Source organism: Tabrizicola oligotrophica, assembly GCF_011008935.1.
GTDB lineage: Bacteria > Pseudomonadota > Alphaproteobacteria > Rhodobacterales > Rhodobacteraceae > Tabrizicola_A > Tabrizicola_A oligotrophica.
This window is the reverse complement of sequence record NZ_JAAIVJ010000001.1, coordinates 415,284-438,405: the sequence shown is the minus strand read 5'-3', so window position 1 is coordinate 438,405 and position 23,122 is coordinate 415,284. Positions and strand designations below refer to the sequence as shown.

Sequence of the window (23,122 nt, the reverse complement as noted above, 5' to 3'; positions counted from 1 at the left end):
CGGGCTTTGCGCCGGCAGCTCAGGTCTTGGCAAAGGCCTCGATCAGCGGGCGGAGCTGTTCATGCGAATAGCCGGCCTGCGCCGCAGTCTGCAGCATGTCGTCCACCGACAACCGGCCGGCATGGACCAGCTCCCACAGGATGGTGGAGCGGTTGCCGCTGGCGCAATAGGCCAGCACCGGGCCGCCCGCCGCCGCAATCGCCGCGCGCTGGCGGGCCACCAGATCGGGGGTGAACTGGCCCGGCGTCACCGGGTTGATGACGAATTCCAGCCCCGCCGCGCGGGCGGCAACCGCCATGGCATCCGATTGCAGATCTGGCGCAATCTCGCCGTCGGGGCGGTTGTCGATGACCATGACAAAGCCTGCGGCCTTGACGGCGGCCAGATCCTCCGGGCCGATCTGGGGGGCGACGCCATAGTCAGGGGTCAGGCGGCGAAGGTCGAGCGTCATGGGCAATTGTCCTTGCGGTTCAGGTCAAGACGTTGTGCGCGACGACAGCCACCCGGCCACCGTCGGCGCCATGACCATACCCGAGACCATCGCAAGGAAAAAGAGGGCACCACCCCAGCCGCCAATGGCAAAGGAGGCGAGCGCCGGTCCGGGGCAAAGTCCGGCCAGCCCCCAGCCCACCCCGAACATCAGCGACCCGATCACCAGCGCCCGGTCGAGTTTCGGCGGCGTGCGCGACGGAATCGGGGTGCCAAGGACTGAAACCCTGCGCCGCTCGGCGATGCGCCAGACAAAGACCATCGGCAGCACCGCCCCGCCCAGCACGAAGGCCAGCGTCGGGTCCCAGTCGCCGAAGAAATCAAGCCAGCCCTGCACCTTGCGCGTGTCGATCATCCCCGACACCAAAAGCCCCGAGCCGAAGATGGCGCCAGTGGCGAAGGCCACGATCTCGCGCGGCCCGGCATGGCCGGAAAGGCGGAAGCCTGTCATCAGATCACCCCCAGAATCTGGCGAAACAGCAAGACCGACACCGCCCCGGCAAAGAGGTAGAGCGCGGTCGCCGCAATGCCGCGCGGTGCGAGCCGCGAGATGCCGCAGACCCCGTGGCCCGAGGTGCAGCCATTGGCCAGCCGCGTGCCGATCCCGACCAGCAGTCCGGCGGCGATGATGACGACGGGGTTCGAGGTGATGCGGGTGTCGACCTTGTCATAAAGCGGCACGAGGAGCGGCGGCACCGCCAGCGTGCCGAACAGGAAGGCGAGCCGTTCGACCATGCTGTCGCGGCCCGTGCCATCGACCAGCCCACCAAGGATGCCAGAGGCGCCGAGGATCCGGCCGTTCACCAGCAGATAAAGCCCGGCCGCGGCGCCGATCATCAGCCCGCCGACAGTGCCCCAGATCCAGTCCTGCGGTATCATGCATCTCTCCCATATGTTTTTGGCCGCCTTGCGGATGGTCCGGCCGGCAGGGCAGGTTCAAAGCCCGTTGACCGGCACCCGCAGATAGCTGACGCCGTTGTCGTCCGGTTCGGGCATCTGGCCCGCGCGCATGTTGATCTGCAAGGACGGAATGATAAGCCGGGGCATGCCCAGCGTGGCATCGCGCGCCTGGCGCATGGCGACGAACTCCTCGCGCGATTTGCCGGCGCCGACATGCCTGTTCAGCGCCTTCTGCACCCCGACCGTGGTTTCCCAGGCATAGTGCTCGCGGCCCTCGGCCTTGTAGTCATGGCCGACAAACACCCGGGTCGCGTCGGGCAGGGCAAGGATCTTCTGGATCGACTCCCACAGCATCTCGGCTGAACCGCCCGGAAAGTCGCAGCGCGCCGTGCCGAAATCCGGCATGAACAGCGTGTCGCCGACAAAGGCCGCATCGCCGATCACATAGGTCAGGCAGGCCGGGGTATGGCCGGGCGTGTGCAGCACCTCGCCGCGCATCTGGCCGATCATGACGCTGTCGCCCTGCCGGAACAGCCGGTCGAACTGGCTGCCGTCGCGCTGGAACCTTGTGCCTTCGTTGAACACCTTGCCGAAGGTTTCCTGCACCACGGTAATGCGCTCGCCAATGCCGATCTTGCCGCCAAGCGCCTCCTGGATATAGGGCGCGGCCGACAGGTGGTCGGCGTGGACATGGGTTTCCAGCACCCATTCCAGTCGCAGGTCATGGGCGCGGATGAAGGCGATGACGGCATCGGCCGAGCGGGTGTCGGTCCGCCCCGAGGCATAGTCGAAATCCAGAACCGAATCGATCACCGCGCAGGCCCGGCCCTCGGGTTCCTGCACCAGATAGGTGATGGTGTTGGTGGCCTCGTCGAAGAAGGCGTGGACCTTGGGGGTCATGGCAGATTCCTGCGGAGGGGCTCTGGCGCCAAGGTAGGATGGATTGCGTGATATTTCAACGAATGAATATGTCTGTCGGCGGTGACAGGACACCAATCCGGCACCGGACGAGAAAAGGCTTCGTCATGGCGTTGATTTGCATCAAGGTGAAATCCTGCACGCCGGACTAGGCTTTCGGGGCAAACGGAGGACCGCCATGACATCGACATCCCAACGCAAGGCCCAGCTCGAGGCCCGGCTTGCCGACCTGAAGTCCCGGCTCGTCGGCATCGAGGCCGAGCTGGACAGCCACAATGCGCAGGATTGGGAAGACCTTGCCACCGAGCGCGAGACCGACGAGGTGCTGCAAGACCTTGGCAATGCGGGCCAGCTGGAAATGCGCCAGATCGAGGCGGCGTTGCAGCGCATCGAGGACGGGGAATACGGCTTCTGCGCCAAGTGCGGCGCGGAGATCAGCGAGGACCGGCTGGATCTTTTGCCGCAGACGCCGTTCTGCCGCAGCTGTGCGGCATAGGCTGAACAAACCTGGGGAGAACTTCAGATGCAGAAGAAGGACAATCCACTTGAACAGATGGCGCATCTGGCGGGCGAACTGACCGAGGTTGCCATCGCCGGGCAGGCGGTGGGGCTCAGGTTGCTGGCGGCCGAAATGCAGGCGCTCGCGCATCTGATGCCGGGAACGGTGGCGCCCGGTCAGCTGGCAAGCGAGGCCGAGATCGAGGCCGATTTCGACAACATGCCGGTCTGACCGGGAGCGGGCCCGCCGCGGCTTGCCCTGAAAGCGCCGGTTGCGGGTCGGGCGGGATTGCCTTTCTGGCCGGCCCTTTGCTTAATGGTCCGGGGTTGCGGTGCCCAAGGTCCTGATGCCGCGGCTGCGGTGCCGATGGCCGGGGTCGTGTGCCTTGTGCGGAAAGGGTGGTTGATGACCGAGGAAAGGCTGATCCAGCGACGGGCGCGCGGTGCGGTGCTGGTGCTGTCGCTTGACCGTCCCCCGGTGAATGCCCTGAACGCCCCGCTTCTTGCCGCGCTGGACCGCGCGCTGCAGGAGGCGGCGGCGGATGACCGGTTCACCGCCATCGTGCTGACCGGTGAAGGCGCGCATTTCTCGCTCGGCTCCGATCCGGCCGAGCTTGGCCGGGTCACGGGGGCGGCGCTGCCTGCCGTGGTGGCCCGGATCGAGGCGATGGCAAAGCCGGTGGTGGCGGCGCTGCACGGCAATGTGCTGGGCGGAGCGCTGGAACTGGCGCTGGCCTGTCATGGCCGGGTCGCCCACGAGGCCGCGCGGCTTGGCCTGCCTGAAATCTCGCTGGGCCTCTTGCCGGTGGCGGGCAGTACCCAGCGCCTGCCGCGGCTGGTCGGGGCGCCGATCGCGCTCAAGCTCTTGCTCGAAGGCCAGCCGGTCAGCGCTGTCGAGGCTCTCGCCATGGGCCTTCTCGATGCCGTCGTCGATCAGCGCCCGCTGCTCAGGGCCGACGCGCTGGCACGGGATCTGGCCACGCGGCCGCTGGTCAGGACAGTCGAGCGGCGCGAGGGGTTGCGCGACCCGGTCGCCTTTCAATCCGCCGTCACCGAGGCGCGCAAGCGGCATGACGGCTGGCGGCTGCCTGCGCCGCAGGCTGTGATTGCCTGTGTCGAGGCAGCCCAGCTGTTGCCCATCGAGTTGGGGGTGCAGTTCGAACAGGCCCAGGCCATGGCCATGGCCGGAACGCCCGAGGCGGCGGGGCTGCGCCATGCCTTCCGGGCCGAGAAGCGCGCCGTCTTGCCGCCTGCGGCGCTGGGGGCCGCTGCGCCACCGCGGCTTGCCGGCGTGACGCTGCTGGGAACCGCAGGCCCGGCTGCCGAAGTGGCGCGCCTTGCGCTGGCGGCGGGGCTGAAGCTGCGGCTGGTGGGCAAGGACCGGACCAGCCTTGCCAGGGCGCTGCAAGACCTGGCGGCCCGGCAGGCGGCGCTGGTGGCCGAGGGCCGGCTCAGCCCCGAGGCGCGCGAGGCGGACTGGGCGCGGCTGTCCGGCGTGCTGGCGGCGGACGCCGGCGAGGCGACCGATCTGGTGTTGCTGGCGCCAGAGGCTCCGCGTCTGGCCGAAATGCCGGGTCCGGTCGTCGTGCTGGGGGGGACCGGCCCGCTTGCCCTGCATCCGGCCGCTGCCGCAGGCGGGCTGGCCACGCTTGCCGTCACGCCGGGCGTTCCCCTTGCCCAGCAGGCGGTGGCGCTGGCCTTTGGCCGCAAGCTTGGCTGGAAGGTCATGGTGCAGGGGCCGGGCCTGCCCCTGGACCAGCGGCTGCGCCAGGCACTCTTGCGCGCCATTGCCGTTCTGGAAGACGAGGGCGCTGCCGACCGCGCCGCGGTTGCCGCCGCGCTCGCCTCTTATGGCCTGGGCGCGGGCATGCACCCAAGGCTGCCCGCCGCCCGCCCCGGTGCGGCCCCCATCCTTGACTTCTGCCTTGCGGCGCTGATGAACGAGGGGGCGCGGATCGTGTCGGAAAGCGCCGCCCGCCACCCGTCGGATGTCGATGCCGCGGCGCTGCTGTCGGGGCTGTTTCCGCGATGGGAAGGGGGGCCGATGTTTCAGGCCGACCGCATCGGGGCCATGGCGCTGCGCGCCGACCTGCGGAAGCGGGCAGAGCGCCACCCCGCGCTTTTCACCCCGGCGCCGGTCCTTGACCTCTTGCTGGCCGACGGCCAGCGCTTTGCCGATCTGAACCATGGCTGAGACAGGGGCTGAGGCCGGGGCTCAGGCCACGAACACCCCGAAGACCACGCACATCAGCCCGAGGCCCGAGACAGCCAGCGCCGCCATGTTCAGCACGACCACCCGCTGCAGAGCGGCGCGCATCTCGGCATCCGGCAGGCCGGCCCGCTTTGCCCGCATCGCAAGGACGATGCACCAGACCAGCCCCGCCACTCCCAGAAGCGTCAAAGCCGCCCCGATCCAGATCAGCCAGTCCATCGCATCCCCCGCCTTAGTCTGCGCCTTGTTTGCCGCTTCATGCCCGGCTTTGCGGCCGGTTTCAATCGCCGCGCGTGAGCGGCGGGCTCAGAACAGGATCTTGTAGCTGTTGCCCAGCGTATCGGTGGCCGTCCCGGTGCCGCTGGTGGTGCCGCTGCCCATGACGAAACTGCCCTGCACAATGGTGCCATCGCGGCAGACGGCATAGATCTCGCCGGTATTGACGCCCCCGACGGTTTCGGTGCTGCGCCCGATATTGCCGCCCAGATCGCGGATCGACAGGCTGATTCCGCGCTCGCGCACCTGAACGCGGGGGGCAACGCTGCTCCAGGTGCCCCTGCAGCGCGGACCCTTCGGGATGCGGAAGCTCAACTCGCCCGAATTGTCCTTGGTGTTCGAGGCTTTCGCCACGATCACCGGCGGCGGCGTCAATGCCGCGAGCGGCCCGCCGGTCGGATAAAGCTGCATGTCCTTGGACGCCCCGCAGGCCGCCAGAAGCAGCACCGCGGTCAAGGCTGAAACGGAACGACTGGACATCGATGATCCCCCGATGGACTTTGCCGCCGACGCATGACCCCGGCGGCCGGCACTGTCAATCCCGCCAATGAAACAAGAGCTCCGCCTCGCCCGGAAGTGAGGGCGTGGCAGCCGCACCCGGCAGGGCCAGACGCCCCACCCCGTCGCCTGCCACCCCGTCGCCTGCCGATTTGCATGGCCTGCCGGTCATTGTCATTGGGGGCGCTTCCCGGTGCTTTCCGACACCGCGGCGATACAAGCGCGCCAAGGTACGCCGCGTCGGCCGCAAGCCCCTTGCACCCGCCGGGCGCGCAAGACTACACAGCGAAGGCAAGCGGTTACATGAGCACATGATGAAGCGGCGACTTTTCATCCATATCGGAGCGCACCGGACGGCAACCACGTCGATCCAGACCTTTCTGCGCGACAATTTCGAAGCCCTTCAGCGCGCCGGCTATTTCAACCTCTACGGGGCCGGTCGCAGCGTTCAGCTGTTCAACCGGATCTTCTCAGGCGATCTTGATGTGAAAGAGCTGTCGGCCGAAATCCGGAAGCGCGCCGACAGCAAGAAATCCCCGATCCATTCGATCGTGCTGAGCGACGAGGATGTTTCGATGCGCCGCGATCTGTCGGTGCTTCAGAAGTTTGCCGATGACTTCGACGTGAAGATCCTGTTTTCGATGCGGCGGCAGGATCTGTGGCTGGAAAGCTGGCATCAGCAGAATGTCAAATGGCAGTGGAACGCCGCGCTGGCCCATCTGACCTTCCCGCAGTTCCTTGAGCGGCGCGAGGAGTTCCACTGGATCCATTATGACCGCATCACCACCCATCTCGCGGATTTGTTCGGTCCCGAGAACCTGATCCTGCGGGTGTTCGAACGCGGCGAAATGCCCGACGGGCCGGTCGTGGCATTTTGCAAGGATCTGGGGCTGGCCGATCTGACTACGTTCAGTGAACCGCCACATGTCAATTCCTCGTTGGCACCGATCTCTTCGGAGTTCATGCGCGCCATGCCGCTGGACGAAATCCCACCGAAATACCGCACGCTGATCGAAACCGCAGTCATTGCGATGGACCAGCAACTGGCGCAGCGACGGGGCAAATCGTCCGGATTCCTGATGGACTCGGCGACACGCGCTGCGGTTCTTTCCGCCTATGAGGTCGGAAATGCCACGGTCGCCCGCCAGTATTTCGGTCGCGACCAGTTGTTCCGCGAGCCGCTGCCCGCCCCCGATGCGATCGTGGCCGACCAGATCCTGCCCGCTGACAGCTACGAATTGATGCGCGACTTCGTGGCCCCGATGCTGCGCAAGCTGGCGCACCAGTATGAACTGGCCGACGCCGGGCTGTCCGATCCCGAGGCCCGAGCCCAGCGTTAGGCGGGCCGGGCGCAGGCGGCAGCCCGCAAGAGGCTTGCGCGCGGGCGAGGGCCGGCTATGACTGGCAGCCAATAACACCCCGGCTGTTCGCGCCGTGGCGAAACCCGAGACAGGCGGCTTGTGGCCCAAAGGGCCGCGCCGAGGACTTGCTGGAGAGATGTGATGGTTCAGGAAATCGTAATTCACCTTGGGGACTGCAAGACGGGCACGACCTCGATCCAGTCGGCGCTGGCCGAGGATCTGTTCACCGTTCAGGGGCGCAGCTACGTCTATCCTGCGCAGATGAACCACAATCCGATGGCTGACTGCCTGCGCGGCAAGGGCAATTCCGAACTGGTGCAGGAAAGATGGGGGCGGCTGTCTGACCGGATCCGCCACTCCGACAGCGAAATTGCCATCATCTCCGCGGAGAATTTCGAATTCGTGCGGCCGACGGCACTGGCCGAGGCGCTGGACCGCTTCTTTCCGGAGTTCAAGGGCAGGATTCGAATGATCGCCTATGTCCGCCCGCATGCGGAACGGCTGGTCTCGAGCTATGCCGAGCGCAGCAAGCAGGGCAAGTTTCATGGCGATGTGGAGGCAGCACATGACCATTTTCTTGCCAACGGTCTGCTGACCTATCTCCCCCGCTTTACCCGCTGGCGCGAAGTGTTCGGCGATGCCTTCCATGTACGCCCGATGATCCGCGATCGGCTGAAGGGCGGTGATGTGGTGCGCGACTTCCTCGACTTTGCGTTCGAAGGCGCCGAGATCGAGATCGACAGCAAGGCCATTGCCAACGAAAGCCTGTCGATCGCCGATCTGATGGCAATGCGGCGCCTGCACCAGCGCCTTGACGAAAGCAAGCAGTACGGCGACGAGTTGCCCGGGGCGGTCGGCTGGAACTTCGCGTCCTTCCTGTCGTCACTGCCCAAGACCGCCAGCTTCGCCAAGCCTTACATGCACAGGTCTTTGGCCGAGAAGGTGCGGTCAGCCTATATGGAAGATGCGAAGGCCATGGATGCCGCGTTCTTCCAGGGCAGCCCGTTGGCCGATGCGCTGGAAGCCTCGGTCAACAAGGCTCCATCCGAAATCCAGTCTCTGAAGATCGAGGATTATTTCAGCGCCGACGCGATTCGCGTGATTGACGGGATCGGACACCTGATGCGCCGGGTGATGGAGGCGGACCCAATGCATTTTCGCATGGCCGTGCGCCCGGAGAAACTGCGCCCGGCACAGATTCAGGGCGCGCTCTCGAATGTCGGCAAACGCCGCGCTGGCAAACGCCGCGCCGGTCGGGGGATGAACAAGCGGCAAGCCGAAGTTTGAGCAGCACCAGTCTGGCCTGTCAGACGGCAGAGCCATGATTGGGCAGACCTCGACTTGAAGGGACGATCAAGGGGCGCGGCGATGACCGCGCCCTTTTGCATTGCAGCGGTCTGGGATGGCGGAGTGGCGCAAAACAGGCCTTCAGACCAACCAGCGCATGCCTGCGGCACACCGCCAAAACCGGTGCAATTCCCGGCGCTGCGCGTGATTTCCAAAGGAGAAGGTTGGCTGGGGCGCTAGGATTCGAACCTAGGTATGGCGGTACCAAAAACCGCTGCCTTACCGCTTGGCGACGCCCCAACCGTGGGGGGGTGTTTAGCGAAGGGCTCTGGGGGGTGCAAGAGGGATTTCGCAAAAATCTCGGATGCTTTCCGGGCGGTTGTCCGTCTGGGCGGTTGCCAGGCCCGGAGGTGGCGGCTATGGCGCAGGGATGAAACAGATGGATGTGATCGTTCTGGGCGCGGGGGCTGCGGGCCTGATGGCTGGCATCGAGGCGGCGCGGCGGGGCCGGCGGGTGGTGGTCATCGACCATGCCGCGCGGGCGGGCGAGAAGATTCGCATCTCGGGCGGCGGGCGGTGCAATTTCACCAACCTTGGCATCGCCGCCGACCGCTTCCTGTCGAAAAATCCACGTTTTGCGCTGTCGGCGCTGAAGCGGTTCACGCAATGGGACATCATCGGCCGTCTGGATGCGGCCGGGATCGGCTGGCACGAAAAGACGCTGGGGCAGCTGTTCTGCGACGGCTCGGCGCGCGAGGTCGTGGCGCTGCTGACCGGTGATCTGGAGCGGGCGGGGGCGGAGCTGTGGCTGTCCTGTCCGGTCGGCGCGGTGCGGCGCGCGGGCTCGGGCTTCGCGGTGGAGACGGCGCGCGGGGGGCTGCAGGCGGGGGCGGTGATCGTGGCCACTGGCGGCAAGTCGATCCCGAAGATGGGGGCAACCGGGTTCGGCTATCAACTGGCTGAAAGTTTCGGCCTGCCGCTGGTGGAGACCCGGCCCGCGCTGGTGCCGCTGACCTTCGCCGAGCAGGAGCTTCAGTGGATGGCGCCGCTCGCCGGGGTGTCGGTGCAGGGCCGCGCCAGTTGCGGCAAGACCAGTTTTGACGAGGCAGTGCTGTTCACCCATCGCGGGCTTTCCGGCCCGGCGATCCTGCAGATCTCGAGCTATTGGCGCGAGGGGCAGGCGATATCGCTGAACCTCTGTCCGGGCGTGGATGTGGCCGCGGCGCTGCGGGCAGGCAAGCAGGAGAACGCCAGGGCGCTGCTGCGCAGCCATCTGGCGCGGCTGGTGCCGGAAAAGCTGGCCCGGCAGATCGAGGCCGACCTGGGCCTTGAGGCACCGCTCGGCACGCTGTCGAATGCCGCGCTGGAGCGGGTGGCGGCGCAGATGCGGGAGTGGTCGCTGATGCCGGTCGGATCGGAGGGCTATCGCACTGCCGAGGTGACGCTGGGCGGCGTCGACACCGCGGCGCTCGATGCCCGCACCATGGAGGCCAAGGGGGTGCCGGGGCTCTATTTCATCGGCGAGGTGGTGGATGTCACCGGCTGGCTCGGCGGCTACAACTTCCAGTGGGCCTGGTCGTCGGGCTGGGCGGCAGGGCAGGTAGCCTGAGCCGCGCCTCCTCGTCGACTTCGTCGCTCGTCGCCGGACGCCGCGACGAGAAGCCGGCGGCGCCCGAGGAGGGGCGGTCAGACCCGCAGCGGGTCGGCCTTGGCCAGCCGGTCAAAGCCCATCAGGCTGTCGATCAGCCCCGGCATGTCGTGCAGGCGGATCATGTTCGGCCCGTCCGAGGGGGCGCGGTCCGGGTCCTGATGGGTTTCCAGGAACACCCCGGCAATCCCCAGCGCCACCGCCGCCCGCGCCAGCACCGGGGCAAACTCGCGCTGGCCGCCCGAGCTGTCACCGAGGCCACCGGGGAAGGCGACAGCGTGGGTGGCGTCCATCACCACCGGATAGCCGGTGCGGCCCATGATCGGCAGGCTGCGCATGTCGGCGACAAGGCCGTTATAGCCAAAGGTCGTGCCGCGTTCGGTCAAGAGGATGCGCTCATTGCCAGTCGAGGCGATCTTTTCGGCGACATTGGCCATGCCGTAGGGGTCAAGGAACTGGCCCTTCTTCACGTTCACCGCCGCGCCGGTGCGGCCGGCCGCCAGCAGGAGATCGGTCTGCCGGCAGAGCAGCGCCGGGATCTGCAGCACATCGACCACGGCGGCGACTTCGGCGGCCTGCTCGGGCTCGTGGAAGTCGGTCAAGACCGGCATGCCCATGGCGCGGACCGCCTCCAGCACCTTCAGCCCTGCTTCCATTCCCATGCCGCGCTTGCCCTTCAGGCTGGTGCGGTTGGCCTTGTCGTAGCTCGCCTTGAAGACGAATTGCGCGCCGGCAGCCTTGCAGGCTTCGGACAGGACGCCGGCGATCATCTGGGCATGGTCCAGACTTTCCAGCTGGCAGGGGCCCGCAATCACCATGAGTGGACGGTCATTGCCCACCGTCAGCCCGCCGATTGCCACATCTTTCATCGTCATCACGCCGAAACCTGCTCTCTGAGGATCGCCACCGTCATCGAGACCATCAGGTAGATGCCCGCGAAGATCAGCAAGACGACCAGGGTGTTTTCGAAGGCGCGCGGATAGGCGGCCTCGTCGGGGGCCACCGGAGCCACCGCCACCGACAGATAGCGCGTCTGGCGGTTGGCTTCCACCCGTGCCGTTTCCATGGCCTGCAAGGACTGCGCGAGCAAGAGCTGGCGGGTCTGGGCATCGGCCTGCGCCACCAGAAGGTCGGACTGCACCTGCGCCAGCGAGAAGCCGTCCTTGCCCTCCTCGGTCAGCCTCGCCCGCAATTCGGCGATCTGGGTTTGCAGCGTGTCGATCCGGCGCTTCAACGGCTCCATCCGGGCCTTGTTGGGATTCTGGTTCGATTCCATCTGCGCCAGCGACAGCTGGTCCTGGGTCAACTGGGTTTCCAGCTGACCGATTTGGCTGGTAATCAGCCCGACCTCGGCCTCGGAGGACAGGACCTTGAACTTTTCCTGCAGCTCGACGACGCGGACATTCGCCTCCTGATACTTGCGCTCGGCATCCTCATAACTTTCGCGCGCGCCCTTCATCTGGTCCTCGCGCAGCCGCTGGGTCATCTGGTCGACCTGTTCCTCGGCATAGCCGATCAGCGCATTCGAGAATTCCACCGCCTTCTGCGGATCGGCGGCGATGATTTCCATCTTCACCACGCCCTCGGTCGGGTCATAGGCGATGCGGACAATCTTCTTGTACAGCTTGTAAGTCGCGCTTTCGCTGGCATCGGGCGACAGGCGCTGGATCACGTCGATGCCCGGGTCCGAGAAATGGCCGCGAAAGGCGTTGTCGGCCTCGAGCCGCTGCATGGCGACCTGACTTTGCAGATAGCCCTGCACCGCGATCGAATCCTGCGCCGTCGCCATCGGCGTCGAGGAAAACAGCCCGCCCATGGCCGAGGCGCCGGGGGCTTCGGCCTGCTGGATCACGAACTGGGTGCGGGCGGCATACATCGGCGTGGCGATGGAGTAGAAGTAAAGCCCGGCCAGCAGGGCCGGCAACAGCACGAACACCGAAAGCCGCGCCATCAGCAGCAGCGACTTGCGGCGGCGGCGGCGGGCAATGTCGCGCTGGATCTTCATCACCTCGGCCAGATGCGCCTGTTCGGTGCGCAACTCGGTCGAGGGCAGCTGCACCGGCTTGATGGTCTGCGGCAACTGGATGCCGTCGCCGCCGGGGGTGACGGTCAGCGCCCGCGAGGGGGTCTGGCCAGAGCCGTCGGCGCCGGAGACCAGCTCCAGCACGGAATTGGCCTGAAACGGGTCGATGCCGCGCGCCCTGAGCAGGCGCACCGCGTCGAAATCCGAGGTGGCGGGCAGGGCGTGTTTCTGCGCCAGCCGGCGGGCCATGCGCAATTGCCGCCCCGTCAGGCCCTCGCGGCGGATGGCGTCGATTACCAGCGGTGCCGCCTCGGGCGAGCCGGGGGGTGCCATCGGGCCGCTGGGGGCGGCGTTCAGCCGGGCGGTGTCGAAGCGGTCTGCCCCGAAGCCGTCCTCGTTGGCGGCGGCGGCGAAGGCATCGTCGGAGGGGCCGGTTTTCGGGTTGATCTGCGGGCGGGAAACGCTGCGCGGCGGCGGCAGCGGCGCAGCGGCGGCCTGCGCCGGTGCGGCGGCTGGCGCGGCTGCGGGCAGGTCAACCCGGCGGGTGCGGAACCGTTTAACTGTGAGCTTCGTAGTCATAAAGCCGCTTCGCCTCTTCCAGAGTGTCGAACATGTAAACCTGCCCGTTGCGCAGGACTGCCGCCGAGCGACAGAATTTCTCCAGCGTCTGCGGTGCGTGGGACACCACCACCACGGTTGCGTTCTTCAGCCGTTGGCGCAGCACTTGTCCCGCCTTGCGGTTGAACTCGACATCGGTCGAAGAGGGCATGCCCTCGTCGATCAGGTAGATATCGAACTCCAGCGCCAGCATCAGCGCGAACGAGAGCCGCGAGCGCATGCCCGAGGAATAGGTGCCGACCGGCATGTCGAAATATTCGTTCAGACCGCAGAGCCAGCGGCAGAAGCTTTCGACGTAGTCGGGGTCAAGGCTATAAAGCCGGGCGATGTAGCGGGCGTTTTCCGTGGCGGTGTGCTTGCTCATGATGCCGCCCATGAAGCCCAGCGGAAACGAGATGCGCGAGGTGCGCAGGATGGACCCCTCGTCGGGTTTTTCCAGCCCCGCCATCATGTTGATGATCGTGGTCTTGCCGGTGCCGTTGCGCGCGAGGATGCCCAGCGAATTGCCGATCTCGACCTTGAAACTCGCGCGGTCCAGGATGACCTTGCGGGATTTCCCGGTCCAGAAGGACTTGCTGACATTCTCGAACGCGATCATTCGCCTGCTTCTGCCCGTTCTCGTGGCCTGCCGCCGATACCCCCGCGGATCTCGGGATATCGCAACAGGATTACCGCCCGGCTGCCGTCGCCGCGGCACACCGTCTCTCCGGCCAAGCTCTAGCCGGGCTTTAGGGCATCATTATGTCGTTATTCGTGAATTGAAGACAATACGCCGCCGGGCCGCGATTGTTGCCAGAATCTCAACGCCGCAGCAGCCCGCCCAGCGCCACTGCAAGCGGGCCTGCAAGCAGCGACAGGGCAAGGCCCAGACGCGCCGCCTCGGCCATGCCGCCGCCGGGCAGGGCGCTTTCCAGCGCCAGCGCCGGTACGGTAAAGCCCATGCCCGCGACCAGCGCAATCAGCCCGACCTCGCGGCCGCGCAGCGCCGACGGCAGCTCGGCGGCGAAGGCGCGCACCGCCAGCATGACCCCGGCCATCAGCCCCAGCGGCTTGCCGATCCAGAGGGCCGCCAGCAAGACCAGTGTTGTCGGCGCAAAGGCCGCAAGGTCGATGCCGCCGCGCGTCAGGCCGAAGAGGAACAGCACCCCGGCCAAGGGCTTGACCAGCAGATGCGCCAGCCGGTTCAGCGGATCGTGCAGCAGTTCCTCGGCCTCGGCAAAGACGCCGAAGCTGTGGTCGGCATGCGGGATCACCGCGATGACCGGCAACAGTCCCAGCGCCGGCGGCAGGCCCGAAGCGGCAACCCCGAACCACGACACCAGCCCGACCAGACTATAGGGCCAAAGCGCCATCGCCCGACGGCGGCGCGATTCCGAGGCGGCTTTCGGCGCGCGCGCCAGCGTGAACCAGACGCCAAGGCAGGCCAGCAGCGGCAGGGCGAGCCAGGCCAGCCGCAGCGTGGCCTCGGGGTCGGTCAGCCCGGTCAAAAGGATGCCGAGGATATCCAGCCCGATGGTCAAGAGCAGCGACAGGTGCAGCGCCGGATGGCCGGCGCCAAACACGGCGCGGGCGGTGAAATAGGCCAGCACCACATCGCCGCCGACCGGCACCTGCCAGCCCAGCGCGAAGCTTGCCTCCTCGGCGGTTTCAAGCAGGGCCGCGACCAGAATCCAGACCAGGATTGCCCCGAGCGCGCCGCCCGCGATCCCCGCCGCCGGCGCAATCGCGCGCCGCCCCGACATTGCGCCGCGGCTCAGGATCAGGGCCTCCCAGAGTTCCTTGCCGATGAAGGCCACGAAAAGCGGCATCAACAGATGCGAGACGATCAACATCGGCGTCACCGAGACCGGCAAGGGCGCAAGCCAACCCGGCAGCGCCACATCGAACAGCCGCCATTCCAGCGCGTCGTAATAGCTGGCGGGCGACAGGTTCACCCAAAGCGTGGCAATCGCGATCCCGGCCAGAAGCGCATGGGCAAAGCGGCGGACGAAAGGCGAGACGCGATACATTGGGGTTCCGCAGCGGAGAATGGGCTTTATCTTGTTGAACCACGGAGTTGCGCCCGGTTCAATGGCGATGTCATGCTGCGCGCGACGCCGTTGGCTCTTGCCGCGCCGGGCGTTGCCGATTAGGCCGGCAAGCGGATGGCGACCGAAGGGGGCCGAAGATGACCGAGACAGCACTTGATGCCGCCCATGCCGCGCTGCAAGCCGGCGGCGAGGCCGAGGCGCTGCGGTTCTATCAGCTTCTCGCCGATGCGCCGCTGTCGCTCTTGTTGCGGCGCGAGGCCGAGGGCGCGGCGATCGAGCCGCAGGTCTTTGATCTCACCGATGGTCCGGTGGTGCTGGTGTTTGACAGCGAGGACCGGCTGGCCGGGTTTCAGGACACACCCGCGCCCTATGCCACCTTGCCGGGTCGGGTGATCGCGCAGGGGCTGGCGGGGCAGGGGCTGTGGCTGGGCCTGAACCTTGGCACCGGCGCGGCCAGCGAGACTCTGCTGCCACCCGAGGCGCTGGAGCATCTGCTGACGCTTCTTGATGTCCGGCCGCAGGAAACCGCCGCCCTGCCGCGCAGTTTCGCGGCGCCGCAGGTGCCGCAGGCGCTGGAGGCGGCTCTGGGTCTTGCATTGCAGGGCGCGGCCGGGTTGGCCGGCGGGGCGGTGCTGGCCGCGGTCGCCTATGACAGCGGCGCGCGCGGCCATGTGCTGGCGCTGGTCGGCGCCGATCCTGCCGCAGAAGCCGCCCTGGCGCGCTCGGTCGCCGAGGCGCTGGCCTTTGCGGGGCTGGAGGCGGCGGCGCTGGATGTCACCTTCCTTGCCCCCGAGGACCCGGCGCTGCGGGCCATGGCGGCGGTCGGGCGCAGCTTTGCCATTGCCGCGCCTGCACCAAGCGAAGCCGCCCCGATGCCCGCCGCCCCGGGCACCGATCCCTCGCGCCCGCCGCGACTGCGGTAAGCTTGTATGGGGTAAATTAATACCGCATATCGCAATGCATTGATTTCAAACAAAACTATTATCTCTGATCCGCTTGACCGCATCCGCCCCATCAGCGATAAGCCGCCATCCGAGTTTCCGGGGGGTCTCCCCCCTTATCCTTACGGGACCAACCACATGAAAACCTTTACCGCAACGCCTGCGGATATTGAGAAGAAGTGGATCCTGATCGACGCCGAAGGCGTTGTTCTGGGCCGCCTTGCCACCATCGTGGCCAATATCCTGCGCGGCAAGAACAAGCCGACCTTCACGCCGCACATGGACATGGGCGACAACGTGATCGTGATCAATGCCGACAAGATCCAGATGACCGGCAAGAAGCGCGAAGACAAGGTCTATTACTGGCACACCGGCCACCCGGGCGGCATCAAGCAGCGCACCGCGCGGCAAGTGCTGGAAGGCGCCCACCCCGAGCGCGTCGTGATCAAGGCGGTTGAGCGCATGATCACCCGCAACCGTCTGGGCAAGAGCCAGATGACCAACCTGCGCGTCTACGCAGGCGCCGCTCATCCCCATGAAGCTCAGCAGCCGACCGTCCTCGACGTCAAGGCGCTGAACCCGAAGAACACCCGGAGCGCGTGAAGATCATGTCCGATATCAAGTCTCTCGACGATCTGAAGTCGGCCGTCGCTGCCGCCCCGGCCGCTGCCCCCGCTGCCATCGTCCGCGCCCCGGTGCGTGACAAGCTGGGCCGCGCCTATGCCACCGGCAAGCGCAAGAACGCCATCGCCCGCGTCTGGGTCAAGCCCGGCTCGGGCAAGGTTGTGGTGAACGGCAAGGAAATGGCCGCTTACTTCGCCCGCCCGGTGCTGCAGATGATCCTGAAGCAGCCCTTCACGGTTGCCAACGTGGAAGGCCAGTTCGACGTCTACGCCACCGTGGTCGGCGGCGGTCTGTCGGGCCAGGCCGGTGCGGTGAAGCACGGCATCTCGAAAGCCCTGCAGCTTTACGAACCCGCCCTGCGCGGTGCGCTGAAGGCCGCCGGCTTCCTGACCCGCGACAGCCGCGTCGTCGAACGCAAGAAATACGGCAAGCCGAAGGCCCGCCGCTCGTTCCAGTTCTCCAAGCGCTGATCTGGACGAGTCATCAAATTGGGAAAGCCCGCCGTCTGGCGGGCTTTTTCATGTGCCGAGCCTTGCGCGATCTTGGCTCAGTCGCGCAGGTCGTCGGTTTCCTTGTCCGCAGCCTGGGCGGTGCCTCTGAGATGCTGTAGCACGGTTTCAAGGAGCGTAAAGACCTGCTCGGATGTCCAGTCGGCTGCGGTCTCTTCAGGATACATGCTATAGTCGTCGCTGAAGGCCACTGGCGTGCCGTCGCAGGAAAACTCGGCTGCCAGCCGGGCGTTGCTGTTGGCGAAGGCCGCCATGAACCCGGTCGCCTGCGCCCGCGTCGGCAGCAGCCTGGCGTCATGCGGCCCCATCTGGTCCGCGACTTCGGCAAGGGCGCTGCGCAAGGCGTGCCGGGGCAATCCGAGCCGCGACAGCGCCAACCCGGAGACAAGCTGTGCCGGCGTAAGCGCCGTGTTCTGGTCTGCCGCGGCGGAAGAAAGGCGAATCCCGGTCCGGTGCGAGAAATCCGTCACGACATCCTGACCGTGCAGGCGCTGGCGGTCATATGGGATGACACGCAAGGCCTCCATGCCGAAAGCGGCGGCCCAAAGACCGCTGAGCTTGGCATGGAAATCGAGGAAGCGGGAATGATGCGGCTCGAGTTCCGGCAGCGTCAGGAAGTCGCTCTCGTAAAAGGACCGTGCAGGCAATCCCATGGCGACCTGCTTGCGATGCGACAACACCATCTGGTCCTGCCGGCGGACATAGGCATAGATCTCGATAGTCTCGTAGCGGTCCTTCAGCAAGCGCGCGAGGCCGTCGACCTCGTCCGGTTCATGCAGAAAGAATAAACCCTCATCCGAAAAGACCGTCATTGCCGTAGTTGGGCGAAAGATCCGATCGGCCACCTTGCGCCGAACCCGCGTGGAAAATCCGGCTCCGGCGCCAGTGCTGACGGTGATGCTCGGGATCACCCGTTTCCGGTCGATGATGGTGACATCATCGCCTGCAGTGTCGCCGGCGGCGGCCCGCAGCGCGGCCTGCAGCGAGGTCGTGCCCGTCTTGTGCGATCCGATATGAAGAATGAGTTTGGACAATGCGGCGGCTCACTTGGTTTACCCAACGTAAAGCCGACTATTCGCAAAAGCTCTATCCGCGCAACAATTTTAAGTGAATGGGCGCAGCCGTTGTACCAGCCGCACCCGATCTTGCCCGCAAAAGTGGCAATGGCCGGCGATCAGTTCCACCAGAATGGCTTGTCCCATTCTTCCTGTGCCCTTGCGCGGTCAAGCCCGATGTCATGCAGCAGGTGATCGTCCAGCTTTTCCAGCGCGTTGCGGGTTCGCAGGTTCAATTCCCAGCGCGCGACGGTTACGGCAAGCCCCATCAGAATGCGCGAGATCGGCGGCAGGATCTGGTTCTGCGGCAGGGCGAATTCGATGCTTTTGGGCATGGCAAACCTCATTTGTATTGATCGGCGGGATCAATCCCGCTAGATGATTGATACAATGCCTGGGGACGCCTTGGCCAGCGGAGTATTGCCATGGATACAATTTGGTCAGGGCTGAGCGCCGAAGGCGACGGGCCGAAGTATCTCAACCTCAGCCGGGCGTTGCGGGACGGGGTGCGTGACGGGCAATTTGCCGAAGGAATCCAGGTGCCTACCGTGCGCGAGATGGCCTGGGCGCTGAAGGTGACGCCCGGCACGGTGGCGCGGGCCTACCAGATCCTGACGCAAGAGGGCATTCTGGCGGCGACCGTGGGGCGCGGCACTTTTGTCGCCGCCCGCACGCCGCGGCTTGGCCCGACCGAGCCGCTTTTTGTCGAGCGCGATGCCGGGACAACGCAGGGACGGGTGGACTTGCGGGTGCCGCAACTGCCCGATGTCGGGCAGGCCGAGGCGATCAGCGCGGCGCTGCACCGCATGGCCGATGCGCCGCTGCCGGACTGGCTGGGCTACACGACGCAAAAGGCCGAAGGCGCGCTGCGCGAGGCGGTGTGCGACTGGCTCGCCCCGCGCATTCTTGGCAGCTTCGGCCCCGATGACATCATGCTGTCGCATGGCGGGCAGAACGCCATCGGGCTGATCTTCGACTGCTGCCTGCGGGGCGAGCGGCCGGTGGTGCTGATCGAGGACCTGTCCTTTCCGGGCTTCCGCTATGCCGCGCGGCTGGCCCGTGCCGAGGTGGTGGGCGTCGAGATGGACGACGAGGGCCTATTGCCCGACGCGCTCGAGGCCGCCTGCCGCCGCCATGGCCCGCAGGTCCTGTGCCTGACCCCGGACACACAGAACCCGACGACGGCGCGGATGAGCGCGGCGCGGCGCGCGGAAATCATTGCGATTGCAAGGCGTTATGACCTGCAGATCATCGAGGATGAATGTTTTGCCCCCAGCCAGTCGGATCAGCCGACGCTGCGGGCGCTGGCGCCCGAGCGGGTCTGGTACATCGGCAGCCTGTCAAAATCGGTGTCGGCCTCGTTGCGCTTTGGCTATGCGATCTGCCCGACGGGCATGGGGGAGGCCGGGCGCCTGACGGCGCAGCATGGCTTTTTCGCATTGTCGCAGCCGGTGCATCGGCTGGTGCTGGACCTGATGCAGACCGGCGCGGCGGCCGAGATCCGCGACAAGGTGCAGCGCGAGATGGCCGAGCGGCTGCAGCTGATGGTCAACCGGCTGGGCGCCTTCGATCTGGCATGGCAATCGGGTCTGCCCTTTGCCTGGCTGCGGTTGCCGCTGGGCTGGCGGGCCTCAAGTTTCAGCCGGATGGCCGAGGACGAGGGGGTGCTGCTGCGCACCGCCGACCAGTTTGCCCTGATCCACGGCCGCGCGCCCCATGCGGTGCGGCTGGCGGTGCCGGGCAACATCCCGCGGCAGACGATGGAGGCCGGTGTCGCCGCGCTGGCGCGGCTGCTGCCGCGGCCGCCGGGCGATCTGACGGTCTGAATTGTGTCGGGAATGTGGCGCAATCCGGCCCGGCATTGCCACAATTCGGGTGAATTGTGGCAATCTTGCTGCGCGGTGTCGGGGATGTATCGGGCAATCTTTTGACAGGATTGACCGAAAGCCGGGGCAGGGCGCAATCTTGCGGGCAGAGCAGAACAAATCACAAGGTCCGAAAAATGGGACTCCAGACCACTTTCCACGCCCCTCATGGCGGGGCGGATTTTCTTGGCTGGCGCAAGGCGCGCAACGGGTCGACCGAGATCGTCTATGATGACGGCGTGACCCGCCGCATGGTCTGGCGGGTGGCCAGTGCCGCGAACGAGGCGCGAATCGTCGAGGCGCTGCGGGTATCGGTTTCCAGTCTGCGGGTGCTGCCGACGTTGTATGACGAGCTGAAAAAGCGGGCGATCGCCATCGAACGGGTAGGTGTCTGACCGGGCCTGCACAGGCCGCGCAGTCTCCGTCAAGCCGTTGATATCCAAGGCTGGACCTCGGTCCGGCCTTGTTGCATTTTCAGGGCTGGCGCGGGGCAGAGGCCGAATTCGCTTGCCCCGTCGCGCGGCTTGGGCTTAGAATTTGATCAAATGTCAAGACGACGTGCCAACAGGGGGCATGATGCAAAACAACGGACTTCTCGCGCGGATCCGCCGATCCGAGGGCGCGAGTGGATTGGCGATCATATCGCCCACGGCATTCTATGCCATCCTGCTTCTGGCAGCGCCGCTGGTGACGGTGATGCTGTTCTCGGTGCTGACCAGCGAGAACGGCCATATCGTCTGGGATTTCTCGCTGTCGAACTATGAGACGGTCTTCACCCATCCGGTCTATCGCGCCATCATGCTGCGCTCGCTCATGGTGTCGATGCTGGTGACGTTGGCGACGGTGCTGCTGGCCTATCCCTTGGCCTATTACATCTCGTTCAACGTGCCGGCGCATCGCAAGTCGATGTGGCTGTTTCTGGTGACGCTGCCGTTCTGGACCAGCTACATCATCCGCGTCTCGCTGTGGCGGGTGATCCTTGGCTACAACGGCGTGATCGACTCGGCGCTGATGGATCTCGGCCTTGTGGGCGAACCGCTGAACATCCTGTCGAACGGGGTGATGTCGATCGTCATCACGCTGGCCCATGCCTACGCGCCCTTCGCCATCCTGCCGATCTTCGTCAGCCTCGAAAAGGTCGACCGGGCGCTGCTGGAAGCCGGGCAAGACCTTGGCGAGACCAGGCTGCGCACCTTCTGGCGGGTGACACTGCCCTTGTCGATGCCGGGGGTGATCGCGGCGGTGCTGATCGTGTTCATCCCGACGGTGGGCGACTATGTGACGCCCGAACTGATTGGCGGCGGCAAAGTGCCGATGATCGCCAACATGATCGAAAGCCAGCTGCTGAAACAACGCGATCAGGCGCTTGGCTCGGCGCTGTCGGTGACGGTCATGGCCATTGTGGCGGTGGTGTCGATCATCTTCCTGACGCTCAACCGTCGCTTCCTTGGAGGACAGAAATGAAATCTCCGTCCTTGCGCATCTATGCCATCGCCTATCTGGTGTTTCTTTACGCGCCGATCATCCTGTTGCCGCTCTTTGCCTTCAACGACTCGAAAGTGGTGCAATTCCCGCTGAAGGGCGTGACGCTGGAATGGTTCCGGCAGATGGCGGGGGATGCCCAGCTGGGCATTGCGGTGAAAAACAGCCTGATCATCGCGCTGTCGTCCTCGATCCTGTCGACCACGCTCGGCATCTTTGCCGCCCGCGCCTCGACCCGGTTCCGCTTTCCGGCCAAGGGGGCGCTGATGGGGCTCATCATGCTGCCGATGGTGCTGCCCGAGATCATCGTGGCGATGTCGCTCCTGATCGTGCTGCTGGCCATCGGGGTGAAGCTGTCCTTGTTCACCATCATCCTTGGTCATGTGCTGGTCTGCACGCCCTTTGCCACCGCGATCCTGACTTCGGCGTTCCAGAGCCTCGACAAATCGCTGGAAGAGGCGGCCTATGATCTGGGCGAGACGCCGCTGTCCACCTTCCGGCTCATCATCCTGCCGCTGGTGCTGCCCGGCATCATCTCGGCCTTCCTGATCTGCTTCACCATCTCGATCGACGAATTCATCGTGTCGAACTTCCTCGGCTCGGGCGAGGCGATCCTGTCGGTCTATATCTTCGGCCAGTTCCGTTTCCCCGCCAAGGTGCCGTCAATGCTGGCGCTGGGGACGATCCTTGTGCTGATCTCCATCTGTCTTCTCACCATCGCTGAATATTTCCGTCGCCGTGGCATCGCCAAGACCGGCGGCAAGGATACCGGAGGCTTCCTGTGACGTTCTCGGACGACAAACCCACGATGATCGAATTCAAGGACGTCCATAAGTATTATGGCGACTACCACGCGCTGCGGGGGATCAACGGCACGATCAAGGCCGGCGAGTTCTTCTCGCTCCTGGGCCCCTCGGGCTGCGGCAAGACTACGCTTCTGCGCACCATTGCCGGATTCGAGGGCATTTCCTCGGGTGCCGTGCTGATCGACAGCAAGTCGATGGAGGGTGTGCCGGCGAACGAGCGCCCGACGAACATGGTGTTCCAGTCCTACGCCATCTTCCCGCACATGTCGGTGGCCGAGAACGTCGGCTTCGGCCTGCGCAAGGACCCGCGGTCGAAGGCCGAAAAGGCCCGCGCCGTGGAAGAGGCGCTGGAGATGGTCGGGCTCAAGGGCTACGGCGGCCGCGCGGCGCATGCGCTGTCGGGTGGCCAGCGGCAGCGCGTGGCGCTGGCGCGCGCGCTGATCCTGAAGCCCAAGGTGCTCCTGCTGGACGAGCCGCTGTCGGCGCTTGACAAGAAGATGCGCGAACACATGCAGGTGGAACTCATCAAGCTGCAGCGCCAGGTTGGCATCACCTTCATTCTGGTGACGCATGACCAGGAAGAGGCGCTGGTGATGTCCGACCGCATCGCCGTGATGTTTGACGGCGAGATCGCCCAGCTTGCCGACCCCGAGACGCTTTATCGCCGTCCGATGTCGAAGAAGGTGGCGGATTTCATCGGCACGATGAATTTCGTCCCCGCGACCGTGCTGTCGGAGGCGGGCGGGCAGGTCGAGGTGGAGGCCAAGGGGCTGGGCCGCGTGATGCTTGACGCCACGATCCAGCCGCCGATCAAGGGCGAAAGCCCGGTCGTCGGCCTGCGCCCCGAGACACTGACCCTGCTTTATGATGACCAGAAGGCGACCGAGCGCGAGACCGAAGGCGTGGTCGACGAGGTGATCTATTTCGGCGACATGACCTATTATGACGTCTATCTCGGCGGCACCGATGTCGAGGTGCGGCTGTCGATGCGCAACGTGCCGGGCCGTCCGATCCTTGATGTCGGCAGCAAGGTGCGGGTGGCGTGGTCGCCCTCGGCGCTGGTGTTGTTCCGGTAACGCGGC

The 23,122-nt window shown here is 65.8% G+C and carries 26 protein-coding genes and 1 tRNA gene; 14 read left to right on the top strand and 13 right to left on the bottom strand.

Translation table 11 applies throughout. From position 1 onward, the window contains the following. Positions 1-19: 19 nt before the first annotated feature. The 4 genes from G4Z14_RS02145 to G4Z14_RS02130 are packed head-to-tail and all read right to left on the bottom strand — an operon-like array spanning position 20 to position 2,289. Entirely contained in the window at positions 20-451 is a 432-nt protein-coding gene (locus G4Z14_RS02145; protein ID WP_164623093.1) for a TIGR01244 family sulfur transferase, read from the bottom strand. A 24-nt stretch (positions 452-475) separates the two neighbouring features. Continuing rightward, positions 476-940 carry a DUF6691 family protein gene (locus G4Z14_RS02140; protein WP_164623092.1) on the bottom strand — a complete coding sequence of 155 codons (465 nt, stop codon included), beginning with the start codon at positions 938-940 and terminating at the stop codon, positions 476-478. Continuing rightward, complete coding sequence (locus G4Z14_RS02135) at positions 940-1,365, bottom strand: YeeE/YedE family protein (protein ID WP_164623503.1); 426 nt, start codon at positions 1,363-1,365, stop codon at positions 940-942. Before G4Z14_RS02135 ends, G4Z14_RS02140 begins: the two co-directional genes overlap by 1 nt. Before the next feature lie 60 nt (positions 1,366-1,425). Next, positions 1,426-2,289 (bottom strand): MBL fold metallo-hydrolase, encoded by an 864-nt coding sequence (locus G4Z14_RS02130; RefSeq protein WP_164623091.1) that lies wholly within the window; start codon positions 2,287-2,289, stop codon positions 1,426-1,428. 196 nt (positions 2,290-2,485) lie between these two features. On the opposite strand from G4Z14_RS02130, the gene G4Z14_RS02125 reads away from it, so the two are divergent. The 3 genes from G4Z14_RS02125 to G4Z14_RS02115 all read left to right on the top strand — a co-directional run bounded on the left by G4Z14_RS02125 (position 2,486) and on the right by G4Z14_RS02115 (position 4,999). Next, positions 2,486-2,803 (top strand): TraR/DksA family transcriptional regulator, encoded by a 318-nt coding sequence (locus G4Z14_RS02125; protein ID WP_164623090.1) that lies wholly within the window; start codon positions 2,486-2,488, stop codon positions 2,801-2,803. Between the two features lie 27 nt (positions 2,804-2,830). Beyond that, a complete protein-coding gene (locus tag G4Z14_RS02120) occupies positions 2,831-3,037 on the top strand; it encodes a hypothetical protein (RefSeq protein WP_164623089.1) in 207 nt (68 codons plus the stop codon). A 174-nt stretch (positions 3,038-3,211) separates the two neighbouring features. Beyond that, positions 3,212-4,999, top strand: coding sequence for an enoyl-CoA hydratase/isomerase family protein (locus G4Z14_RS02115; RefSeq protein WP_164623088.1), 1,788 nt, complete (start codon positions 3,212-3,214; stop codon positions 4,997-4,999). 21 nt (positions 5,000-5,020) lie between these two features. On the opposite strand, the gene G4Z14_RS02110 is transcribed toward G4Z14_RS02115, so the two are convergent. Continuing rightward, positions 5,021-5,236: a hypothetical protein gene (locus G4Z14_RS02110; RefSeq protein ID WP_164623087.1), complete on the bottom strand. Its 216-nt coding sequence runs from the start codon at positions 5,234-5,236 to the stop codon at positions 5,021-5,023. Positions 5,237-5,323: 87 nt separating this feature from the next. Continuing rightward, positions 5,324-5,773 (bottom strand): hypothetical protein, encoded by a 450-nt coding sequence (locus G4Z14_RS02105; protein WP_164623086.1) that lies wholly within the window; start codon positions 5,771-5,773, stop codon positions 5,324-5,326. Positions 5,774-6,105: 332 nt separating this feature from the next. Here G4Z14_RS02105 and G4Z14_RS02100 point away from each other — a divergent pair, with 332 nt between their 5' ends. Then, positions 6,106-7,131 (top strand): hypothetical protein, encoded by a 1,026-nt coding sequence (locus G4Z14_RS02100; protein ID WP_164623085.1) that lies wholly within the window; start codon positions 6,106-6,108, stop codon positions 7,129-7,131. A gap of 162 nt (positions 7,132-7,293) precedes the next feature. Further along, the gene (locus G4Z14_RS02095) at positions 7,294-8,439 is read left to right on the top strand and encodes a hypothetical protein (RefSeq protein ID WP_164623084.1); all 1,146 of its coding nucleotides are present in this window, start codon (positions 7,294-7,296) and stop codon (positions 8,437-8,439) included. Positions 8,440-8,664: 225 nt separating this feature from the next. Here the strand turns inward: G4Z14_RS02095 and G4Z14_RS02090 are convergent. Next, positions 8,665-8,739, bottom strand: a tRNA-Gln gene (locus tag G4Z14_RS02090). Between the two features lie 130 nt (positions 8,740-8,869). Here G4Z14_RS02090 and G4Z14_RS02085 point away from each other — a divergent pair. Further along, positions 8,870-10,048, top strand: coding sequence for a BaiN/RdsA family NAD(P)/FAD-dependent oxidoreductase (locus G4Z14_RS02085; RefSeq protein WP_164623083.1), 1,179 nt, complete (start codon positions 8,870-8,872; stop codon positions 10,046-10,048). Between the two features lie 77 nt (positions 10,049-10,125). On the opposite strand, the gene kdsA is transcribed toward G4Z14_RS02085, so the two are convergent. The 4 genes from kdsA to G4Z14_RS02065 all read right to left on the bottom strand — a co-directional run bounded on the left by kdsA (position 10,126) and on the right by G4Z14_RS02065 (position 14,737). After that, positions 10,126-10,956 carry a 3-deoxy-8-phosphooctulonate synthase gene (gene kdsA, locus G4Z14_RS02080; RefSeq protein WP_164623502.1) on the bottom strand — a complete coding sequence of 277 codons (831 nt, stop codon included), beginning with the start codon at positions 10,954-10,956 and terminating at the stop codon, positions 10,126-10,128. A gap of 5 nt (positions 10,957-10,961) precedes the next feature. Beyond that, a complete protein-coding gene (locus G4Z14_RS02075) occupies positions 10,962-12,689 on the bottom strand; it encodes a capsule biosynthesis protein (protein ID WP_164623082.1) in 1,728 nt (575 codons plus the stop codon). After that, positions 12,667-13,326: an ABC transporter ATP-binding protein gene (locus G4Z14_RS02070; RefSeq protein WP_164623081.1), complete on the bottom strand. Its 660-nt coding sequence runs from the start codon at positions 13,324-13,326 to the stop codon at positions 12,667-12,669. The genes G4Z14_RS02075 and G4Z14_RS02070 overlap by 23 nt, the downstream gene beginning before the upstream one ends. A gap of 202 nt (positions 13,327-13,528) precedes the next feature. Then, positions 13,529-14,737, bottom strand: a complete 1,209-nt coding sequence (locus tag G4Z14_RS02065) for a Na+/H+ antiporter NhaA (protein ID WP_164623080.1) — start codon at positions 14,735-14,737, stop codon at positions 13,529-13,531. A 158-nt stretch (positions 14,738-14,895) separates the two neighbouring features. Between G4Z14_RS02065 and G4Z14_RS02060 the strand changes: the two genes are divergently transcribed. The 3 genes from G4Z14_RS02060 to rpsI all read left to right on the top strand — a co-directional run bounded on the left by G4Z14_RS02060 (position 14,896) and on the right by rpsI (position 16,793). Continuing rightward, a complete protein-coding gene (locus G4Z14_RS02060) occupies positions 14,896-15,681 on the top strand; it encodes an SseB family protein (protein WP_164623079.1) in 786 nt (261 codons plus the stop codon). Between the two features lie 156 nt (positions 15,682-15,837). Then, positions 15,838-16,302 (top strand): 50S ribosomal protein L13, encoded by a 465-nt coding sequence (gene rplM / locus G4Z14_RS02055; protein ID WP_164623078.1) that lies wholly within the window; start codon positions 15,838-15,840, stop codon positions 16,300-16,302. 5 nt (positions 16,303-16,307) lie between these two features. Further along, complete coding sequence (gene rpsI, locus G4Z14_RS02050) at positions 16,308-16,793, top strand: 30S ribosomal protein S9 (RefSeq protein ID WP_227751470.1); 486 nt, start codon at positions 16,308-16,310, stop codon at positions 16,791-16,793. A gap of 77 nt (positions 16,794-16,870) precedes the next feature. On the opposite strand, the gene G4Z14_RS02045 is transcribed toward rpsI, so the two are convergent. Continuing rightward, positions 16,871-17,866, bottom strand: a complete 996-nt coding sequence (locus tag G4Z14_RS02045) for a hypothetical protein (protein WP_164623077.1) — start codon at positions 17,864-17,866, stop codon at positions 16,871-16,873. A 140-nt stretch (positions 17,867-18,006) separates the two neighbouring features. Further along, a complete protein-coding gene (locus G4Z14_RS02040; protein ID WP_227751469.1) occupies positions 18,007-18,222 on the bottom strand; it encodes a DUF1127 domain-containing protein in 216 nt (71 codons plus the stop codon). 90 nt (positions 18,223-18,312) lie between these two features. On the opposite strand from G4Z14_RS02040, the gene G4Z14_RS02035 reads away from it, so the two are divergent. The 5 genes from G4Z14_RS02035 to G4Z14_RS02015 all read left to right on the top strand — a co-directional run bounded on the left by G4Z14_RS02035 (position 18,313) and on the right by G4Z14_RS02015 (position 23,116). Further along, complete coding sequence (locus tag G4Z14_RS02035) at positions 18,313-19,713, top strand: aminotransferase-like domain-containing protein (RefSeq protein WP_164623075.1); 1,401 nt, start codon at positions 18,313-18,315, stop codon at positions 19,711-19,713. Between the two features lie 176 nt (positions 19,714-19,889). After that, positions 19,890-20,147, top strand: coding sequence for a hypothetical protein (locus G4Z14_RS02030; protein ID WP_164623074.1), 258 nt, complete (start codon positions 19,890-19,892; stop codon positions 20,145-20,147). 181 nt (positions 20,148-20,328) lie between these two features. Next, positions 20,329-21,216 (top strand): ABC transporter permease, encoded by an 888-nt coding sequence (locus tag G4Z14_RS02025; RefSeq protein ID WP_407703790.1) that lies wholly within the window; start codon positions 20,329-20,331, stop codon positions 21,214-21,216. Beyond that, positions 21,213-22,019, top strand: coding sequence for an ABC transporter permease (locus G4Z14_RS02020; RefSeq protein ID WP_164623072.1), 807 nt, complete (start codon positions 21,213-21,215; stop codon positions 22,017-22,019). Before G4Z14_RS02025 ends, G4Z14_RS02020 begins: the two co-directional genes overlap by 4 nt. 23 nt (positions 22,020-22,042) lie before the next feature. Further along, positions 22,043-23,116, top strand: a complete 1,074-nt coding sequence (locus G4Z14_RS02015) for an ABC transporter ATP-binding protein (protein ID WP_227751514.1) — start codon at positions 22,043-22,045, stop codon at positions 23,114-23,116. Positions 23,117-23,122: the final 6 nt, after the last annotated feature.

Excerpts from the sequence above, each read along its gene's own strand:
- G4Z14_RS02145 (WP_164623093.1), bottom strand. The coding sequence starts at position 451 with ATGACGCTCGACCTTCGCCGCCTGACCCCTGACTATGGCGTCGCCCCC.
- G4Z14_RS02140 (WP_164623092.1), bottom strand. The coding sequence starts at position 940 with ATGACAGGCTTCCGCCTTTCCGGCCATGCCGGGCCGCGCGAGATCGTG.
- G4Z14_RS02130 (WP_164623091.1), bottom strand. The coding sequence starts at position 2,289 with ATGACCCCCAAGGTCCACGCCTTCTTCGACGAGGCCACCAACACCATC.
- G4Z14_RS02125 (WP_164623090.1), top strand. The coding sequence starts at position 2,486 with ATGACATCGACATCCCAACGCAAGGCCCAGCTCGAGGCCCGGCTTGCC.
- G4Z14_RS02120 (WP_164623089.1), top strand. The coding sequence starts at position 2,831 with ATGCAGAAGAAGGACAATCCACTTGAACAGATGGCGCATCTGGCGGGC.
- G4Z14_RS02115 (WP_164623088.1), top strand. The coding sequence starts at position 3,212 with ATGACCGAGGAAAGGCTGATCCAGCGACGGGCGCGCGGTGCGGTGCTG.
- G4Z14_RS02110 (WP_164623087.1), bottom strand. The coding sequence starts at position 5,236 with ATGGACTGGCTGATCTGGATCGGGGCGGCTTTGACGCTTCTGGGAGTG.
- G4Z14_RS02105 (WP_164623086.1), bottom strand. The coding sequence starts at position 5,773 with ATGTCCAGTCGTTCCGTTTCAGCCTTGACCGCGGTGCTGCTTCTGGCG.
- G4Z14_RS02100 (WP_164623085.1), top strand. The coding sequence starts at position 6,106 with ATGAAGCGGCGACTTTTCATCCATATCGGAGCGCACCGGACGGCAACC.
- G4Z14_RS02095 (WP_164623084.1), top strand. The coding sequence starts at position 7,294 with ATGGTTCAGGAAATCGTAATTCACCTTGGGGACTGCAAGACGGGCACG.
- G4Z14_RS02085 (WP_164623083.1), top strand. The coding sequence starts at position 8,870 with ATGAAACAGATGGATGTGATCGTTCTGGGCGCGGGGGCTGCGGGCCTG.
- kdsA (WP_164623502.1), bottom strand. The coding sequence starts at position 10,956 with ATGAAAGATGTGGCAATCGGCGGGCTGACGGTGGGCAATGACCGTCCA.
- G4Z14_RS02075 (WP_164623082.1), bottom strand. The coding sequence starts at position 12,689 with ATGACTACGAAGCTCACAGTTAAACGGTTCCGCACCCGCCGGGTTGAC.
- G4Z14_RS02070 (WP_164623081.1), bottom strand. The coding sequence starts at position 13,326 with ATGATCGCGTTCGAGAATGTCAGCAAGTCCTTCTGGACCGGGAAATCC.
- G4Z14_RS02065 (WP_164623080.1), bottom strand. The coding sequence starts at position 14,737 with ATGTATCGCGTCTCGCCTTTCGTCCGCCGCTTTGCCCATGCGCTTCTG.
- G4Z14_RS02060 (WP_164623079.1), top strand. The coding sequence starts at position 14,896 with ATGACCGAGACAGCACTTGATGCCGCCCATGCCGCGCTGCAAGCCGGC.
- rplM (WP_164623078.1), top strand. The coding sequence starts at position 15,838 with ATGAAAACCTTTACCGCAACGCCTGCGGATATTGAGAAGAAGTGGATC.
- rpsI (WP_227751470.1), top strand. The coding sequence starts at position 16,308 with ATGTCCGATATCAAGTCTCTCGACGATCTGAAGTCGGCCGTCGCTGCC.
- G4Z14_RS02040 (WP_227751469.1), bottom strand. The coding sequence starts at position 18,222 with ATGCCCAAAAGCATCGAATTCGCCCTGCCGCAGAACCAGATCCTGCCG.
- G4Z14_RS02035 (WP_164623075.1), top strand. The coding sequence starts at position 18,313 with ATGGATACAATTTGGTCAGGGCTGAGCGCCGAAGGCGACGGGCCGAAG.
- G4Z14_RS02030 (WP_164623074.1), top strand. The coding sequence starts at position 19,890 with ATGGGACTCCAGACCACTTTCCACGCCCCTCATGGCGGGGCGGATTTT.
- G4Z14_RS02025 (WP_407703790.1), top strand. The coding sequence starts at position 20,329 with ATGCAAAACAACGGACTTCTCGCGCGGATCCGCCGATCCGAGGGCGCG.
- G4Z14_RS02020 (WP_164623072.1), top strand. The coding sequence starts at position 21,213 with ATGAAATCTCCGTCCTTGCGCATCTATGCCATCGCCTATCTGGTGTTT.
- G4Z14_RS02015 (WP_227751514.1), top strand. The coding sequence starts at position 22,043 with ATGATCGAATTCAAGGACGTCCATAAGTATTATGGCGACTACCACGCG.